The sequence below is a fragment of the bacterium genome, from assembly GCA_026708055.1.
Classification (GTDB): Bacteria; Actinomycetota; Acidimicrobiia; order Acidimicrobiales; family CATQHL01; genus VXNF01.
The window spans coordinates 14,490-30,622 of the sequence record JAPOVS010000017.1 but is presented as its reverse complement, the minus strand read 5'-3'; the positions used below and the strand labels follow the sequence as shown (position 1 = coordinate 30,622).

Here is a 16,133-nt window from a genome sequence, read left to right as displayed (position 1 = left end):
GCGCAGCGCCCGCCGCGCAGTCCCTCGGCGGTGGCGTCGGGCCGCGGATCGTGACCGGGCCCCTCGCGGGCGAACACCGCCGGATCGCCTCCGGTGCTCATCGTCCCGACGCCGCTCTCCACACGGTAGGACTGTACCAATGACGTATGACTGTCAACCGCTCGTTTGGTATCGTTCGGCCACGACCGCGGGCCGTCGGGTGTCCATGAGCAGGCACAACAGGCCGCCAGTCCGGATCGTCTCCGAGTCCGGCAACAACAACGAAGGGACTGAAATGGGTATAGAGGGAATGCGTTTCGTGATCACGGGATCGGCCGCCGGCATCGGTGCCGCCACCGCTCGGGTGGCTGCCTCCAAGGGTGCGGCCGTCATGGTCAGCGACCTGGCCTCCTCCGCCGAGGCCGGCGAGCGGGTCGCCGCCGACATCCGCGCCGCCGGAGGCGAGGCGGACTTCTTCACCTGCGACGTCACCGACGCCGAGCAGGTCGAGGCGCTCATGGCCGCCGCCGCCGAGCGCTTCGGCGGCATAGACGTGCTGCACAACAACGCCGGTGTGCACGAGACCGCCCGGGCCGGGGAGGACACGTCCCTGGAGACCATGCCCGTGGAAGTGTTCCGCTGGGTCGTGGAGGTCAACGCCATCGCCCCGTGGGTGTGCGCCAAAGCCGCGGTGCCCTACCTCAAGGAGAGCGACTACGCCTCGATCATCAACGCCGCCTCCACCGGGTCGCAGTCCGCCTACCCCCGCAACTCCGCCTACGGCACCTCCAAGGGCGGCATCCGGCTGCAGACCCAGAACCTGGCCGTGGATCTGGCGCCCTACGGCATCAGGGTCAACTGCTACGGCCCCACCGCCATCGCCACCGAGATGGTGACCCGCTTCGTGCAGCAGGCCGAGGACCCGGAGGCCTTCGAGAAGGCGCTCGTCAACACCAGCCTGATCCCGCGCCTGGGCCTCCCCTCCGAGGTCGGCGAGCTGGTCTGCTTCCTGGCCAGCCCGCAGGCATCGTTCATCAACGGCGCCTACATTCTCATCGACGGCGGCTCCCTGGCCTGGCGAGGCACCGTCGACCAGATCGGCCTCGAGTAGCAGCCCGACCCTGCAGGGTCCGAGGTACCGACGTAACCGAACCAACAACCGAGGGAGGGGCGCAGCGGGCCGATTCGCGACGCCTATTGGAGACCAACCACGCCCGATCCGAAAGCAACAACCGAGGGAGGGGGCGCCGGGGGCCGATTCGCGACGCCTTGCGCCCGCGCGAAGGAGCGAACGGCCACCGCCGCCCCCGACCGGACAGGGCCCCCGACCGGACAGAACCGCTGCCCGGACAGAACCGCCGACAGATCAACGAACCCAAACCGAAGGAGCATCCCCATGGCTGACACACTTGCGATCACCGGCCTGCTGAACCGGGCCGGGACGGCGTACGACACCGGCGACCTGGAGTTCATCATGGACCTGTTCCTGGAGGACAGCGTCTTCGAACTCGTGATCGCCGGCAACGAGCCCATGGTGTTCGCGGGCAGGGAGAACATCAGGGCATTGTTCGAGGGCGCCCACGAGACCCAGACCGACCAGCGGCGTCACTGCATCACCAACGTCTACTTCACCGACGAGACCGACACGTCAGTGACCGCCGTCTCGAACCTGATCCTCATCTCGGTGGAGAACGGCGCTCTCACGGTGCTGTCCAGCGGTCTGTACACCGACACCGTGGTTCTGGTGGACGGGGCGTGGAAGCTCCAACGCCGCCACCTGCACCTCGACCTGCCCTACTAGCCATGAACATCGGCCAGATTCCGGCGAAGTGGGCCCGCCAGACGCCCCGGGGCACCGCTGTCATCGATGCCACCACCGGGCAGCGGGTGAACTGGGCCGACTTCGACGACCACGTCAGGCGCCTGGCCAACGGCCTGCGCGGCCTGGGTCTGGAGCGGGGCGACCGTGTGGGCGTGCTGAGCCGCAACTCGATGGAGTACGCGGCGGTGTACTTCGCCTGCGGCCGCACGGGGCTGGTGGCGCAGCCCATGAACTGGCGACTCTCACCGCCTGAGTTGAAGAAGATCGCCGACAACGGTGAGCCGCGCGCCTACATCAGCGGGCCGGACTACCACGCGGTTGCCACCGAGTTGGCCGGAATGGTGGACAGCGTGGAGCACTGGCTGCAGTACGGCGCCGACGGGGACGGCAGCTACGAGCGTCTCACCGCGAGCGCCTCCGATGACGAGCCGGCGGGCTCAGGGGCCATCGGCGGCGACGACCCGCTGTTCATCCTCTACACCGGCGGCACCACGGGCGAGTCCAAGGGTGCGCTGCACAGCCACCGCAGCTGCTGGTTCGGGATGCTGAACCAGACGGTGGCCGAACGGATCGTGCCCAGCGACGTCTACATGCTCACCGGGCAGATGTTCCACATCCCGGTGGTGCTGGCCGTCAACTACCTGGCGCACGGCTGCCCGCTGGTGCTGATGAACTTCGAGGCCCGCCTGGCGATGGACCTCATCGAGGCCGAGCGGGTGTCGGCCTTCCTGGGCGTCACCACGATGCTGAACTGGATGATGGCGACCGAGGGCTTCGACCGCTACGACATCTCCAGCCTGCGCAACATCCAGTACGGCGGCGGCCCCATGCCGTCACGGGTCATCACCGAGGCCCTCGACCGGTTCCCCTGCACGCTCATCCAGGGCTACGGCCAGACCGAGGGCACCACGATGTGCTTCCTGTCCCAGGAGGACCACCTGCGGGCGATCCACGAAGAGCACCGGCCCGAGCGGCTGCGCTCCTGCGGGCGGGAGGGCTTCGTGACCTCGGTGCGGGTGGTGCACCCCGACGGCAGCGACGTGCCGACCGACGGCAAGACGCCGGGTGAGATCGTGGTGCGCTCCGAGGCCAACATGCTCGGCTACTTCCGGCGCCCGGACCTCACCGACCAGACCATCCGCGACGGCTGGATGTGGACCGGCGACATCGCCTGCTGGGACGACGAGCGCTACGTGTTCATCGTGGACCGGGCCAAGGACATGATCATCTCCGGCGGCGAGAACATCTACTCGGTGCAGGTGGAGGAGGCCATCGCCCGCCACGCCTCGGTGCTGGAGTGCGCCGTCATCGGCGTGCCCGACGACACCTGGGGCGAGTCGGTGAAGGCGTTCGTGGTGCTGAAGCCCGAAATGAGCGCCGGCGAGGACGAGATCATCGGCGTCGCCCGCCAGAACCTGGCCTCTTACCAGAAGCCCCGCTCGGTGGAGTTCGTGGCGGAACTGCCCAAGGCCCCCACCGGCAAGATCCTGAAGCGCAAGCTGCGCGAGCCGTACTGGGAAGGCGCCGAGCGCCAGGTCTGACAGCCTGAGGCTCCGAGCGAAATGAATCGCGGACCGACGAGGGAGGGGGTCGGGGGGCCGATTCGCGACGCCTTGCGCCCGCGCTGAAGGAGCGAACGGCACCCCGGGCCCCCGACCGGACCGGAGACGAAGAAACTCAAGTACGACTGGCTGGAGTCACCCATGCGCATCGGCTATCTCGTGGACACCAACGCGGGCGGCTACGACCAGCCCGTCCCCGACCGGCGCAACGCCGCCGAAACTCTGCACGCGCTGGTGGAGGAGTGCGTGCTGGCCGAGCGCGCCGGCTTCCACTCGATCCAGGTGCCCGACCGCCACGGCCGTACCGAGTCGTACTTCGGCTCGCCGCTGAACCTGCTCATGATCCTGGCGCGGGAGACCCGCCGCGTGGGCATCGGCGCCTACTGCCTGGTCAACACCCTCTATCACCCGATGCACGTGGCCGAGCAGTGCGCCATCATCGACAACCTGTCCCGGGGGCGGCTCTTCATGACCTGGGGCCGGGGGTTCCACGAGGGGTACTGGGACCAGTTCGGGGTGCCGCGTGAGCGCATGCTGGGGCGCTACCTCGAGAGCGTGCGCATCATCGAGCAGGCCCTGCTGTCGAAGGGGGAGCGCTTCAGTGTCGACGGCGACTTCTACTCGGTGCGCGACGGCCTGCTGTCGCCGCAGTGCTACCAGCAGCCGCGCTTCCCGTTCTGGGGCGGGGGGCAGTTCCCACCCTCGATCGAGCGATGCGCGACCTACGCCGAGAGCTGGACGTGCGACGACTTCCCGATCCTCGCCGAGGTCTGGGAGTCGCAGGTGGGTGCCTACCGGGCCCGCGCCGAGTCGCTGGGCAAGGAGCCGTTCGTGGTGCTCATGCGCAACGGCTGGGTGGCCGACAGCTTCGAGCAGGCGGCGGCGGAGTTCGGCACGCACTACGTCTCGGAGATGCGGTTCTACTGCGCCCAGGGGATCCTGGCGCACCACCCGGCTTTCGACAGCCCCGAGAAGATCACCGCCGAGAGCGCCCGCGAGCACATCGTCGTCGGCACGCCCGCCCAGTGCCGGGAGCGCCTCGAGCACTATCACGAGACCTACGGCGTGCAGTACTTCACGATGCGCTTCCGCATGGTGACCGGCCCCGGCTTCGAGGCCGCCGCCGAGCAGATCCTGCGCTTCGGCGAGGAGGTGGTGCAGCCGCTGCACAAGAAGTACCCGGCGATCGAGCACCCGGCGATTCCCGAGGCCTGCCGCTGGTAGCGCCGCCGGCGACGGGAGGTGAACGCAGGTTGAACACCGCGTTTGCGCTGCTAGTTTGTCGCGACCAAACTCTCGTTTGATATCCAGGGAAAAGATCGCCCATCCGGGCGAAGGAGGGGAGAGATGCCCAACCGCAAACGAACGCTCTGGCGACTGTTGTCGCTCGGCTTGGCTCTGTCGCTGCTGGCGGCGGCCTGTGCCAGCGATGACGGTGCCGCCGACACCGCCGACGCCGCCCTGGCTGAGGCGACCGCCGCCAACAGCGAGGCGGATTCCGCACTCGCCGACGCGTCGGCCGCCGGCGCCGCGGCCGAGGCGGCGCTGAGGGCAGCCGAGGCCGCACAGGCGGCCGCGGAGCTGGCCCAGGCCACCGCCGAGGGCAACCAGGACGCAGTGGCCGCCGCCGAGGCGGCGCTGGCCGAGGCGCAGGACGCCGCGGCAGCCGCCCGTGACGAGGCGGCATCGGCGCAGGCCGAGGCCGATGCGGCCCGCGAGGCCGCCGCCGCGGCGCAGGCCGAGGCAGAGGCCGCAGCCACCGCACCGGAGCCGCCACCCCCGCCGCCGCCGGCCGAGGAGCCCATGGACGACGAGGAGCCCATGGACGACATGGCGCCGCCCGCGCTGGTGGACAAGCCCGAGGGCTGGACGCCTCCGGAGGCTTCGATGGGCACCGCCATCGCCTGGCCGACCGGCCCGGCCACCGAGCTGCCGCAGCTCACGATCGGTTACCTGCAGGTGCTCGGCGCCTCGGAGGCCGCGCAGCGTCTCGAGTTCACCGCCAAGGACGCCGTGGACTACCTGGGCTGGGACTGGGAATACTGCGACGCCGAGGGCGTACCCGACCAGATGCAGACCTGCCTGGCGGGCTTCATCAGTTCCGGCGTGGACGCCATCGTCACCGACGGCACGACCGTTGAGGTGATCGTCGAGGGTCTCGCCCAGGCACGCGAAGCGGGCATCCCCTTCGTGAACACCGGCGGAACCCAGAGCTTCTACCACCTGTACGCGGCGTCCTTCAACCCCAACGACTCCGAGTTGGGCCGCGTGCTGGCCGAGTGGATGATGGAGAACCGCGGCAAGGACGGCCCGGTCCAGATCTCCAGCGCCGGTTTCGCCAAGTGGGGATCCGACCGTGAGGATCAGCTCCGTGCCGCCGTCGAGGGCACCGGCGTCACCATCGGCGCTGTGGAGATGGTCGACTTCGCCGACGTGATCGGCACCGCCGCCGATCTGGCGGCCAACTGGCTGCTGCAGGCGCCGGACTCGCTGGCCTTCTGGCTGACGTTCGACCTGGCCGCGGTGGGTGTCGGCCCGGTGATCACCGAGAGGTTCGCCGGGGTGTCGCCCCCTGACCGCCCGATGGTGCTGACGTTCTACGCCAACTGCACCACGCAGCAGCAGATGCTTGCAGGCGGCGTGGACGCCTCCTCGGAGGAGAACCTGGAGTGGGGCAGCTACGTGGCCATGGACCAGATCGCCTCGTACTACGCCAAGGGCGTCCAGTTCACCGACGAGTTGCGTCCCTACTACGAGGACGCCGACGGCAACGCCTGGCAGTTCTCGATCCCGTTCATCGTGACGCCCGAGGACGTGGGCGACGAGTGTGACCCGGGCCGCGGCCCGTATCCCACGCCCACGGATCCGCGCTGGGCAGACTATGTGGACTTCTTCGAGGCTCGCTGGGCAGCGGCGTACAGCAACATCGGCTAACAGCGGCCGAACCCCGTGACGGGAATCCGTGACGGGCACAAGACACAAGCAGGAGGGGGACGCGGTCGCTTGGCTGCGTCCCCCTCCGCCGTTGTGAGGCACCTAGTGCTCCGCGACTAGGTTGCAGAGGCCGATCGACTCAGGAGACGCACGTGAGCGACGACACAGGCACGGGAAGCGACGGGGCCCGCTCGAACGCTCCTGCGAGCGAGGCGATCCCCACAACCGACAGTCGCTCGAGCCGGGTCAACCTGCGGGACTTCTTGGCCCGCTACGGCCTGCTGGTGGTCTTCGGGGCCGTGGTCCTGATCTTCAAGGGTCTCAGACCGGAGAACTTCCTTACCCAGAGCCATGTGCAGGACGTGCTGTTCCTGTCCTCGTCGTTCGTGCCGCTGCTGCTACTGGCGACGGCCCTCACGTTCGTGCTGGCGATGGGCGACTTCGACCTGTCATTCGGCAGCATGGTGGGTCTCGCCGGGGCAACCGCCGTGGCCCTCATGGTCAACTTCGAACAGCCCGTGTGGGTCGCGATCCTGGCTGCGCTCGGGGTGGGTGCGGCCGTCGGCGTGTTCAACGGCTATGTCATCTCCTACCTCGGGGCCTCATCGTTCGTGATCACCCTGGCCGGATACATAGGGCTCAAGGGCATCGAGCAACTCTGGACGAGCAATCGCTCCATCAACATCCCGGTCGGGGATCAGCCCTTCTTCGTCGACCTGGCCCGCAACAAGGAGTTCTGGAATCTGGGTCGTCCGGTCTACATCGCCTTCGCCATCGTGGCGGTTGCGTGGATCGTCATGGACCGGACGGAGATCGGCCGCTACATGTACGCCATCGGCGGCAACCCCGAGGCCGCCCGCCTCGCGGGCATTCCCGTGGCTCGCATCAGGGCGCAGGGATTCGTGATTGTGGCCCTGCTGGCCTCCCTGGTGGGGCTGCTGCTCACCGCCGGCAACTCGGGTATCCGGCTGAACCTGGGTGATGCCTTCCTGCTCGACGCTTACGCGGCGGTGTTCGTGGGCGCGGCCGTGTTCCGTCCGGGGCAGTTCAGCATCCCCGGGACGATCGTGGGAGCGCTGTTCCTGCGTGTCATCGAGACCGGTCTGCTGTTGTTGCAGATCTCCAACGCCTGGGTCAACATCGCCAAGGGTGTGATTCTGGTCTTCGGCGTGCTGGTCAGCCAGACGATGCTCCGGCGCAAGTAACCGGAGGCCGGCGACATGAATGCCACTGCCACCGCCCCCGTCACGACGACCGGCGAGGTCTTCCTCGAGGTCAGGGGACTGGTCAAGGATTATCCGGGCGTGCGCGCCGCCGATCGTGTCTCCCTCGCCATCCGGTTAGGAGAAGTTGTCGGCCTGGTCGGCAAGAACGGCGCCGGCAAGAGCACGGTCATCAAGATCCTGGCCGGTGCCACCGCCCCCGACGAGGGGCAGATCCTGCTCGACGGCGAGGAGATCGAGATCCACAACCCGCACGACGCCACGTTGCTGGGGCTGTCCTTCGTCCACCAGGAACTCTCGGTGGTCCCCGAGTTGTCGGTGGCTGAGAACGTGGAACTGGGGCTCGGATACCCCCGCCGGGCCGGGGTGCTGGTGGACTTCGCCAAGCTGCGCCGGCAGTCCCGCGACGTGCTGGCCCGCCTCGGCGGCGGCATCGCCCCGGAAGTGGCGATCCGCACGCTGCCGGTGGCGCAGCAGCGGCTGGTGATGATCGCCCGCGCCCTGGTGACCCAGGCCCGCCTGGTCGTTCTGGACGAGCCCACAGGGTCGCTCACCGACGAGGAGACCAGCCATCTGTTCGCCGTGATCCGCGACCTGTCGGCAGCCGGCGTGGCCGTGGTGTACGTGTCGCACCGCCTCGAGGAGATCCTGGAGATCACCGACCGGGTAGTGGTGATGCGCGACGGCGCCGTCGTGGATGACCGGCCCACCGAGGCGTTCGAGGCGCGCACGCTCATTGAGGAGATCACCGGCGAGGACGCCAGCGAGACGGCGCTGCAGCGTCGCCGCAGCCACGGCATCGGCGGTCCGCCCGACACCCCGATGGTGCTGGAAGTCGAAGGCGTGGAGGTGCCAGGGCGCATCCGCGATGCGTCGTTCAGCATCCGCGAGGGGGAGATCCTGGGTGTGGCCGGGCTCATGGGCGCGGGGCGCACCGAGTTGATGCGGGCGGTCTTCGGCGCCGATCACCGCAGCGCCGGCACAATCCGCCTGCACGGCGCCGAGGTCACGATCCGCAAGCCCGCCGACGCCATCGCCTCCGGCATCGTGCTGCTGCCGGAGGACCGGCGCAACCAGGGACTCATCAGGGACTTCAACGTGCGCCGCAACATCACCCTGGGAACCCTCGCCAGGTTCCGCATGGCCCGGCGCCTGCCGATGCCGTCGGGGCCCAAGGAGCGCGAGGCCTCCCTGGCGGCGGTGCGCGACCTCGACATCAAGACCCCCTCGGACCTCACGCCGGCCGCCTGGCTGTCGGGCGGGAATCAGCAGAAGCTGGTGCTGGGCCGCTGGCTGCGCTCGGGCGCCTCGGTGCTGATCTTCGACGAGCCCACCCACGGCATCGACGTGGGCGCCAAGGAGGAGGTCTACGGCCTCATGGAGCAGCTGGCCGCCGAGGGCAAGGCGGTCGTGTTCATCTCCTCGGAGTTCGGCGAGCTGGTGGGGGTCTGCCACCGGGTCATTGCCATGCGCGAGGGTGAGATCGTGGGCGAGGCCGTCGGGGACGAGATCACCGAGGCCCGGCTGCTGGAGCACTGCTACGGCCACAGCCCCGACGCCGCCCTCGCCGGCAGCGACGAACTCTGAGCAGCCTCTTCCCAGTTGTGATTCTCTCCCTCTGTCATGTCGGCGAAGAGCCTGTTCCGGACTCAATCTGGGGCTGGTATCCAGCCGAGTCTCGTCATTCCGGCGGGGGCCGGAATCCAGTCGAGCTTCGTCAGACCGGCCCAGGACGGAATCCGTCCTGGCGTCGTTGTCCGGTCGGGGGCGGCGGTGGCCGTCGGCGGGAGCGTCTGGCGAAATCGCTCCGCCGGCCGGCCCCCGGTGCCCCCTCCCTCGGTCGTGCGTTCTTCGGTCGAGGGCCGTAGCGGTGGTCCCCTTCGAGCAGATGCAGGACCTCGTCGGGACGGAGTTGCCCGGCGGCTCGTTCGACCTCGAGCACTACCGCAACTGGCTGACGAACGACGTGATCGGCTCGCCGCAGCGCGACGACGATCTGGCCCACCCGATGTTCTGCTACTACGCGGCCATGGGCGGCATGGGTCTGAGCATCGGCGAGCTGTTCGCGCTGGCCCACAGCAGCGCGGACGAGGGTCCCATGTTCGGCGAGTGCGACATGGAGGTGCGCCTGCCGCTGCGCACCGGCGTGAACTACGCAGTGCGGGGCGAGATCACCGACGTGAAGCGCAAGCAGGGCAGCGCCATCGGCACGTTCGACCTGCTGACGTTCTGCTTGGAGGTCGTGGCGCCCGACGGCGAGGTGGCCGGCGTGTGTACGAACTCGTTCATCTTCCCGAGGGAACTGTGAGCGCCGGCAGCGGGACGGACGCAGGGGCGATCCCTTCGCCACCACCGGCAGCCGGTTGCACCGTGCAGGCGGGCGACGAGCTGCCCCGGCGGGTCATCGAGTCGGTCAGCGCCGAGAAGATGAAGACCATGGCGGCGCTCCTGGGCGACCCCAACACCATCCACTGGGACGCCGACGACGTGCGCCGGCTGGGCCTGGGGGACCGCCCGGTCAACCAGGGACCCAACAACATGGGCTACGTGATCGACATGCTTACGGACTGGGCCGGCGGTCCGGCCAACTTCCGGCGACTGAAAGTGCGGTTCGGCGGCAACGTCTTCGCCGGGGACCGCCTAGTCGCAGGCGGCAAGGTCACCGGCGTGCGCCCGAGCCCCGACGGCCGGCTCGTGGACTGCGACGTCTGGCTGGCCCGCGACGGCACCGAGGCCGTCCTCACCGGCACCGCCACCGTCCTGCTGCCCGAATAGCCCCTGAGCCGTATCGGGTACCCGCCGGGAGGGCAAGGGGCGTCGAGAGTCCGGTCGCGCGCCGACCGTGCGCCCTGAGCCGTATCGGGGTCCCGCCGGGAGGGCAAGGCCGTCGGGCCGCGACGACCCCTCCAGCCGCCAGACCTCGCCCGCCCGTCTCCGCCGCCTCCGGCAGCTGCGTGAGCCGGGGCATCGGGCAAGACCACCGTCGCGAGTCATCGACCGCCCCTCTCCGTCGTCTCCGGCAGGGCCGCTCGCCGCAGAGGTCAGCGACGCGCCCGATGGCCTCCTTTATGGCCGCGTCCGAGGGCGCAGCGGGCCTTCGCCACCGGCATCCACTCGCCGCACACCTGCCCGGCCGGCACCGCTTTGGCATCCGCGGTTCTCGGCCCGTCCTCCTGGCGCCGGTACCCCAACTCGTGTTCGGCGAAGTCGAGCACGTCGTCTCGCTGCATCAGTTCCGCGAGCTCCAGGGTGCCCCCGTCGGTCATGCGGAGGTAGCCCGAGATCGTCAACCGCCGCTCGATGCGTGCCAGCAACTTGGTCCCGGCGTCGATTTCTCCGGCGACCGCCCGGCGTGTGGCCGCCGGGTGCAGGCGGGCGACTGTGTGCAAGTAGTCCTGCTCGGTGTCGGACAGCTGGTGCCACGCCGGTGCGCTGATGCTCCGACGGAACTCCTGGCCGGCCATGCCGACCGCCAGCTGGCACGCCGCGAGGTCGATCGTTGCCTTCGGGGCACCGGCCGCTTCCCAGGCCGAGCGGCCAAGCAGTTGCAGGTGGTAGGGCGAGCCGTTGACAGCGGCGGCCGCTGCGCACAGGGCGTCGGCGTCGAAGGTGCCCCCGCCGCCTGTCGCCGTGGCCCGCAGGCACAGGAACGACTGCTCGGCCGTCAGAGGTTGCAGCGGCAGCAGAGTTGCCCGATGGAAGAATGTCAGCTTCCTGTCCTCTAGGACGGTGTATTGGATCTCCGGGAGCGCGGCTCCGAGGAGCCCGATGGGCAGGCCCTCGCGTTCGGCTGTGTGCTGAAAGTCAGCGGCGAACCGTCGCACCTCGTCGCGCTCGCCCGAGTGCAACTCGTCGAGGGTCACGAGCAGGCCTCCGCCTCGCTCCGCGGCAGTCTCGGCCAGGCGGCTTAGCAAGTACCGAGGGTCGTCGTCGGTCTGCTCGGCGGCGTACTCCCATCCGAGAGCGATGCCCGGCGGCAGGCGCAGGCTGTTGATCCGCCGCCTGGGTCTCCGATCGGCGGACCCGGCGGCGGGAGTCTCCTCGGTTGCGGCCACCGCCCTGGCGATTCGTCGGGGTAGTCCGCTCGTGGTGGTGTCCAGAGCGAGCACCATCCAGCCCGCCTCATGGGCCATGTCCTCGGCGGCGTTCAGCAACGAGGTCTTTCCCGAGCCCCGGACGCCCATCAGGATTGAGCACACCCGGTGTCCGCTCGGAGCTGCTGCGATTTCCGAGCCCAGTTCGTCCAGGATGGCGTCTCGCCCCACTAGTTCGGCTGGCGACCTCCCGAAACCGGGCGAGAACGGATTGCCGTGCTGTGTACTGTCGCTGGCCACACATACAGGCTACCTGCACTCGCTGTCCGCATTCCGCATTGAATGTCCGCATCATGCACTAGCTGTCCGCATTCCGCATCGGGTGTCCGCATCACGTCCCGGAATATGCCTTCGGGCGTGCTGGCAGACAGCAACCCGGCGGACGGCGCGGGATGACCTCGCCCGCGGTAACGGGTTCCGAACCCGCGGCGCCCGAGCCCGACAAGCTCAGGGATGACCTCGCCCGCGGGCGCGGGTTGTGCGGGGAACGACGGCAGTCCGGCTGGCACCGCGCAGGCCGGGCCGGGAGTGTCACACCCCCTTCCTATGCTCTGGGCATGGTGAAGTTCCTTCACACAGCCGACTGGCAGCTGGGTATGACGAGGCATTTCCTCGCCGATGAGGCCCAGGCCCGCTTCAGCGGCGCGCGCATTGACGCGGTTCGCCGGATCGGCGCGCTTGCCACCGAGGAGGGTTGCGGTTTCGTTGTGGTTTGCGGTGATGTGTTCGAGACCAACCAGGTGAGTCGCCAGGTCGTCGTCCGGGCGCTCGGCGCCATGGCGGCTACGCCGGACGTGACCTTCTACCTGCTGCCCGGCAACCACGACCCGCTGGATGCGGCTTCGGTCTACGGGTCGCCCACCTTCAGCAAGCACCGGCCCGCCAACGTGGTAGTGCTGGGGGACTCGGTGCCGGTCGACGTGGCGCCCGGCGTGGAACTGGTCGCCGCGCCGTGGTTCAACAAGCACCCGACTACCGACTTGGTCGCCGGTGCCTGCGAGGGGCTCGAACCCACCGGGGCGATCCGCATCATCGCCGGTCACGGCGCGCTCGACTCGATGTCCCCGGATCGCGACAACCCGGCGCTCATCGGGCTCGAGCGGGTCGAGGGCCTGCTGCGTGCCGGCTCGATCCACTATGTGGCGCTCGGCGATCGTCACTCCACGACCGAAGTCGGCCGCAGCGAACGGATCTGGTACTCGGGCGCTCCCGAGCCCACCGACTACGACGAGACCGACCCCGGCAATGTCGTAGTCGTCGAACTAGACGCCGCCGAGGGTCGGGTGGGGGTGGACGTCCGAACCGTGGGCGTGTGGCGGTTCGTGCGCCGCGAATGGGAACTGAGCGGCGACAGGGACATCGAGCGCCTCGCCCACTGGCTCGGAGGCTTGGCGGACAAGGAGCGCACAATCCTCAAGCTGGCGCTTGTCGGCCAGGTCTCCCTCGCCCAGAAGGCTCGACTCGACAGCCTGCTCGACGACCACACCGACCCGTTCGCCGCCTTGGAGACCTGGGAGCGCCGCAGCGATCTGGCCGTGCTCCCCGACGATGCCGACGTCGACGACCTCGGACTGTCCGGTTTCGCCGCCGAGACGCTCGATGATCTCCGCGGACTGGCCGCCGCCAGCGACGAAGGCCGGGCCGTCGTCGCCCAAGACGCTCTCGCTCTGCTGCACCGCCTGGCGGGGCGCAACGGATGAGGCCCGCCGTGTGCTCTCCGGGTGCGACGTGGCTCCGGTGGTTCGGTTGATGGGGCGGCCCCGATGAGCGGCGCGGCGAGCCTGGAGCAGCGCCGATGAGGCTCCATCGTGTGCGGCTGCAGAACTACCGCGGCGTCCTCGACAGCACCGTGACCTTCGCCGTCGACGGCGTGACCGTGGTCGAAGGGCCCAACGAGGTCGGCAAGACCTGCATCCCCGAGGCGCTGGATCTGCTGATCGACATGCCGGACAACTCGAAGGCCCGCAAGGTCCGCGACATAGAGCCAGTACACCGCGACGCGGGGCCCGAGGTGGAGATCGAGATGTCCTCGGGCCAGTATCGGTTCAGGTACTCCAAGCGGTGGCTCCGCCGTCCGGAGACGAACCTGGCGGTACTCGCCCCGTTCCCCCGGAATCTCACCGGGCGCGACGCTCACGACCGGGTCGAGGCGATCCTCGACGAGACTCTCGATGCCGAACTCTGGCGTGCATTGAGGGTTGAGCAGGGCACCGAACTCCTCCTGCCACACCTCGCCGTGCCGTCGCTGGGCAGAGCTCTCGACCGCGCCGCCGGCGGCGAGCTGTCCGAGAGCCGCGAGGACGATCTCGGTCAGCGGATCGTCGCCGAGCGTGACCGCTACTGGACGCCCACCGGGCGTCCGCTGAAGGATCGGGTCGACTCGGCGCGTGACGTAGAGGCTGCACGGGCAGAAGTCGACAGGCTTGCGGCAGAGATGGCGGACATCGACAAGGACGCTGTCGAAGTGGCCCGGCTGGACGCCTGCGAGGCGAATCTTCTGAGCACGCAGGACTCGAGCGAGCGAGCCCTTCAAGAGCTGAGCGAACGATGGGCGGGGATCGAAGGACTCCGGCGTGAAATCGATGGACTCACCGTCGTCCAAAGCGCTGCGAAGGATCGCCGCGAGCGAGCGGACGGCGAGCTGCAGCGGAGGCGGCAGCAGTCCGATGAGTTGGAGGCCCGCAGCGCCGAACAGCGGGACCTCGAGGCCGAGGCCGCTCGCGCCGCTCCGGCGCTGACCGCAGCGATCACTGAGAACGATCGCGCCGTCGCTGCCCTCGAGGACGCCCGAGTCGCGCTGCAGGCCGCCGAGAGCGAGAAGACCCGCGCCGGCGACGACCGTGATCACCATCGCAACAGGATCGAGCTGGCCCAGCTCGGTGAGCGCCACGAGCGGGTCGTGGCGGCGCAGGGTGCCCGGAGCGACGCCGAGGCCCACCTCGAGTCAGCCGTCGTGGACGACGAACTCCTCGCACGCATCGAACGGGCGCACATGGCTGTGGCGCGCGCCGAGGCCGCTTCCACTGCCGCAGCCGCCTCGGTGGAGACGACCGCGCTGGCCGACCTCACGGTGCACGTCGCCGGCGACGAGATGGCTCTCCGGGCCGGGGCTGCCCATACGACCACCGTTGAAGCCGAGGCGGAGATACGGGTGCCGGACGTCGTCGCCGTGTGCGTGCGGGCCGGCGGCGATTCGCGGGGTCTCGTCGCCGCTCTGGACGACGCCCGCGCCGAGTTCGGGAGGCTGTGCGCGCAGGGCGGAGTGGGAGACCTCGCCGGGGCGCAGCAGGCGGCCGAGGCTCGGCGGGCGGCCGAGCGCGCCGTCGTCGATGCCCGGAAGGTCATCGAGCAGGATCTACGCGACCTCACCGTGGAGGCGCTGGCGGACAAGGTGGAGCGGCTCCACCGGCGCGTCGCCCGCTACAGCGCCGAGAGATCGAGTGACCCGCCCGCTCCCGCCGATTTCGAGGAGGCGAAGCGGCTCGCCGCCGAAGCGGACCGCGCCGCGGACGACCGTGCGACCGAGCGCGACCGCTGCGAGGCACTCGCCGGGCGGGCCGTCGATGCTCGCCGGGAGGCCGAACTGGCCGAGGCCAACCTGGCCGGCAGGATCGACATCGCCCGCAGCGCAAGAGCTCGCGCGGCCGAAACCCTCGCCGCCGCCCGCGACGAACGCGACGACGCGGCGCTCGGAGCCGATCTGTTGGCGGCGCAGCAGGCGCTGGACGCCGCCGCCGAAGACCTGAAGCAGGCCACCGAGACTCTGGCGGCCGCCGATCCCGCCTCGTTGGAGGAGCTGCTCGAGAACGCCCGAGACACCCTGGAGCGGGCCGGAAGGGACCTGCAGGCCAACCTGCACGCTCGTCAGGAGCTGCGCATCAGCCTCGAGCTACGCGGCGAGCAGGGGCTTGCCGAGAGTCTTGACGAGGCGCGCCGCCGCGAAGAGCACCTCTCCGCTACCTACGAACGCACCGAGGCGCGGGCCGCGGCCGCCAAGCTTCTCTGTGACACCTTCGAGGCGCGCCGCACCGAGAGCCGCAGGCGCTACCTGGCACCCCTCAAGCAGCGCATCGACGGGTTCGGTCGCATCGTCTTCGGGCCGACCTTCGAGGTGGAGCTCGACGACGATCTCCGTCTGACCCGCCGCACGCTGGACGGCGTCACGCTCGAAGTCGAGCAGCTGAGCGTCGGCGCCCGCGAGCAACTCGGCGTGCTGGCCCGGCTGGCGTGCGCGGCCATCGTCAGTCCCGACGGCGGTGGTGCGCCCGTCGTCATCGACGACGCGCTCGGATGGAGCGACCCGTCACGCCTCGTCGGCATGGGCACCGCCATCGCCGCCGCGGGCCGCAACTGCCAGGTGATCGTGCTCACCTGCACCCCCGGGCGTTACGCCTATGTCGGCAACGCCACGGTTGTCACGCTGCCGGACTGAACGCTGTGCTGGGCGCCTCCCGCGCCGGTGGACATCCCTGATCGTCGTACCGGCGCAGGCCGGAGTGCAGGGCTCGGCCTCCCGACC

12 protein-coding genes are annotated in these 16,133 nt (G+C 69.5%); 11 read left to right on the top strand and 1 reads right to left on the bottom strand.

Features of this window, described 5'->3' with window-relative positions; genetic code table 11:
• Positions 1 to 298 precede the first annotated feature (298 nt).
• From OXG55_01415 to OXG55_01375, 9 genes are all read left to right on the top strand, one after another.
• Complete coding sequence (locus tag OXG55_01415) at positions 299 to 1,090, top strand: SDR family NAD(P)-dependent oxidoreductase (GenBank protein MCY4101915.1); 792 nt, start codon at positions 299 to 301, stop codon at positions 1,088 to 1,090.
• A 285-nt stretch (positions 1,091 to 1,375) separates the two neighbouring features.
• Positions 1,376 to 1,780: a nuclear transport factor 2 family protein gene (locus OXG55_01410; protein MCY4101914.1), complete on the top strand. Its 405-nt coding sequence runs from the start codon at positions 1,376 to 1,378 to the stop codon at positions 1,778 to 1,780.
• Positions 1,781 to 1,782: 2 nt separating this feature from the next.
• Positions 1,783 to 3,342, top strand: coding sequence for an AMP-binding protein (locus OXG55_01405; GenBank protein ID MCY4101913.1), 1,560 nt, complete (start codon positions 1,783 to 1,785; stop codon positions 3,340 to 3,342).
• Positions 3,343 to 3,504: 162 nt separating this feature from the next.
• Positions 3,505 to 4,587, top strand: coding sequence for an LLM class flavin-dependent oxidoreductase (locus OXG55_01400; GenBank protein ID MCY4101912.1), 1,083 nt, complete (start codon positions 3,505 to 3,507; stop codon positions 4,585 to 4,587).
• Between the two features lie 123 nt (positions 4,588 to 4,710).
• Positions 4,711 to 6,297 carry a substrate-binding domain-containing protein gene (locus tag OXG55_01395; protein ID MCY4101911.1) on the top strand — a complete coding sequence of 529 codons (1,587 nt, stop codon included), beginning with the start codon at positions 4,711 to 4,713 and terminating at the stop codon, positions 6,295 to 6,297.
• Positions 6,298 to 6,449: 152 nt separating this feature from the next.
• On the top strand, positions 6,450 to 7,502 hold the full coding sequence (locus OXG55_01390; GenBank protein MCY4101910.1) for an ABC transporter permease: 1,053 nt from the start codon (positions 6,450 to 6,452) through the stop codon (positions 7,500 to 7,502).
• Between the two features lie 15 nt (positions 7,503 to 7,517).
• Positions 7,518 to 9,107: a sugar ABC transporter ATP-binding protein gene (locus tag OXG55_01385; protein ID MCY4101909.1), complete on the top strand. Its 1,590-nt coding sequence runs from the start codon at positions 7,518 to 7,520 to the stop codon at positions 9,105 to 9,107.
• Positions 9,108 to 9,390: 283 nt separating this feature from the next.
• Positions 9,391 to 9,828: a hypothetical protein gene (locus OXG55_01380; GenBank protein MCY4101908.1), complete on the top strand. Its 438-nt coding sequence runs from the start codon at positions 9,391 to 9,393 to the stop codon at positions 9,826 to 9,828.
• Between the two features lie 62 nt (positions 9,829 to 9,890).
• Positions 9,891 to 10,295 carry a MaoC family dehydratase gene (locus OXG55_01375; protein ID MCY4101907.1) on the top strand — a complete coding sequence of 135 codons (405 nt, stop codon included), beginning with the start codon at positions 9,891 to 9,893 and terminating at the stop codon, positions 10,293 to 10,295.
• Positions 10,296 to 10,561: 266 nt separating this feature from the next.
• On the opposite strand, the gene OXG55_01370 is transcribed toward OXG55_01375, so the two are convergent.
• The gene (locus OXG55_01370; protein ID MCY4101906.1) at positions 10,562 to 11,854 is read right to left on the bottom strand and encodes an ATP-binding protein; all 1,293 of its coding nucleotides are present in this window, start codon (positions 11,852 to 11,854) and stop codon (positions 10,562 to 10,564) included.
• Between the two features lie 320 nt (positions 11,855 to 12,174).
• On the opposite strand from OXG55_01370, the gene OXG55_01365 reads away from it, so the two are divergent.
• Both OXG55_01365 and OXG55_01360 read left to right on the top strand, forming a co-directional pair.
• Entirely contained in the window at positions 12,175 to 13,314 is a 1,140-nt protein-coding gene (locus OXG55_01365) for an exonuclease SbcCD subunit D (GenBank protein MCY4101905.1), read from the top strand.
• Positions 13,315 to 13,409: 95 nt separating this feature from the next.
• Positions 13,410 to 16,046: an AAA family ATPase gene (locus tag OXG55_01360; GenBank protein ID MCY4101904.1), complete on the top strand. Its 2,637-nt coding sequence runs from the start codon at positions 13,410 to 13,412 to the stop codon at positions 16,044 to 16,046.
• Positions 16,047 to 16,133: the final 87 nt, after the last annotated feature.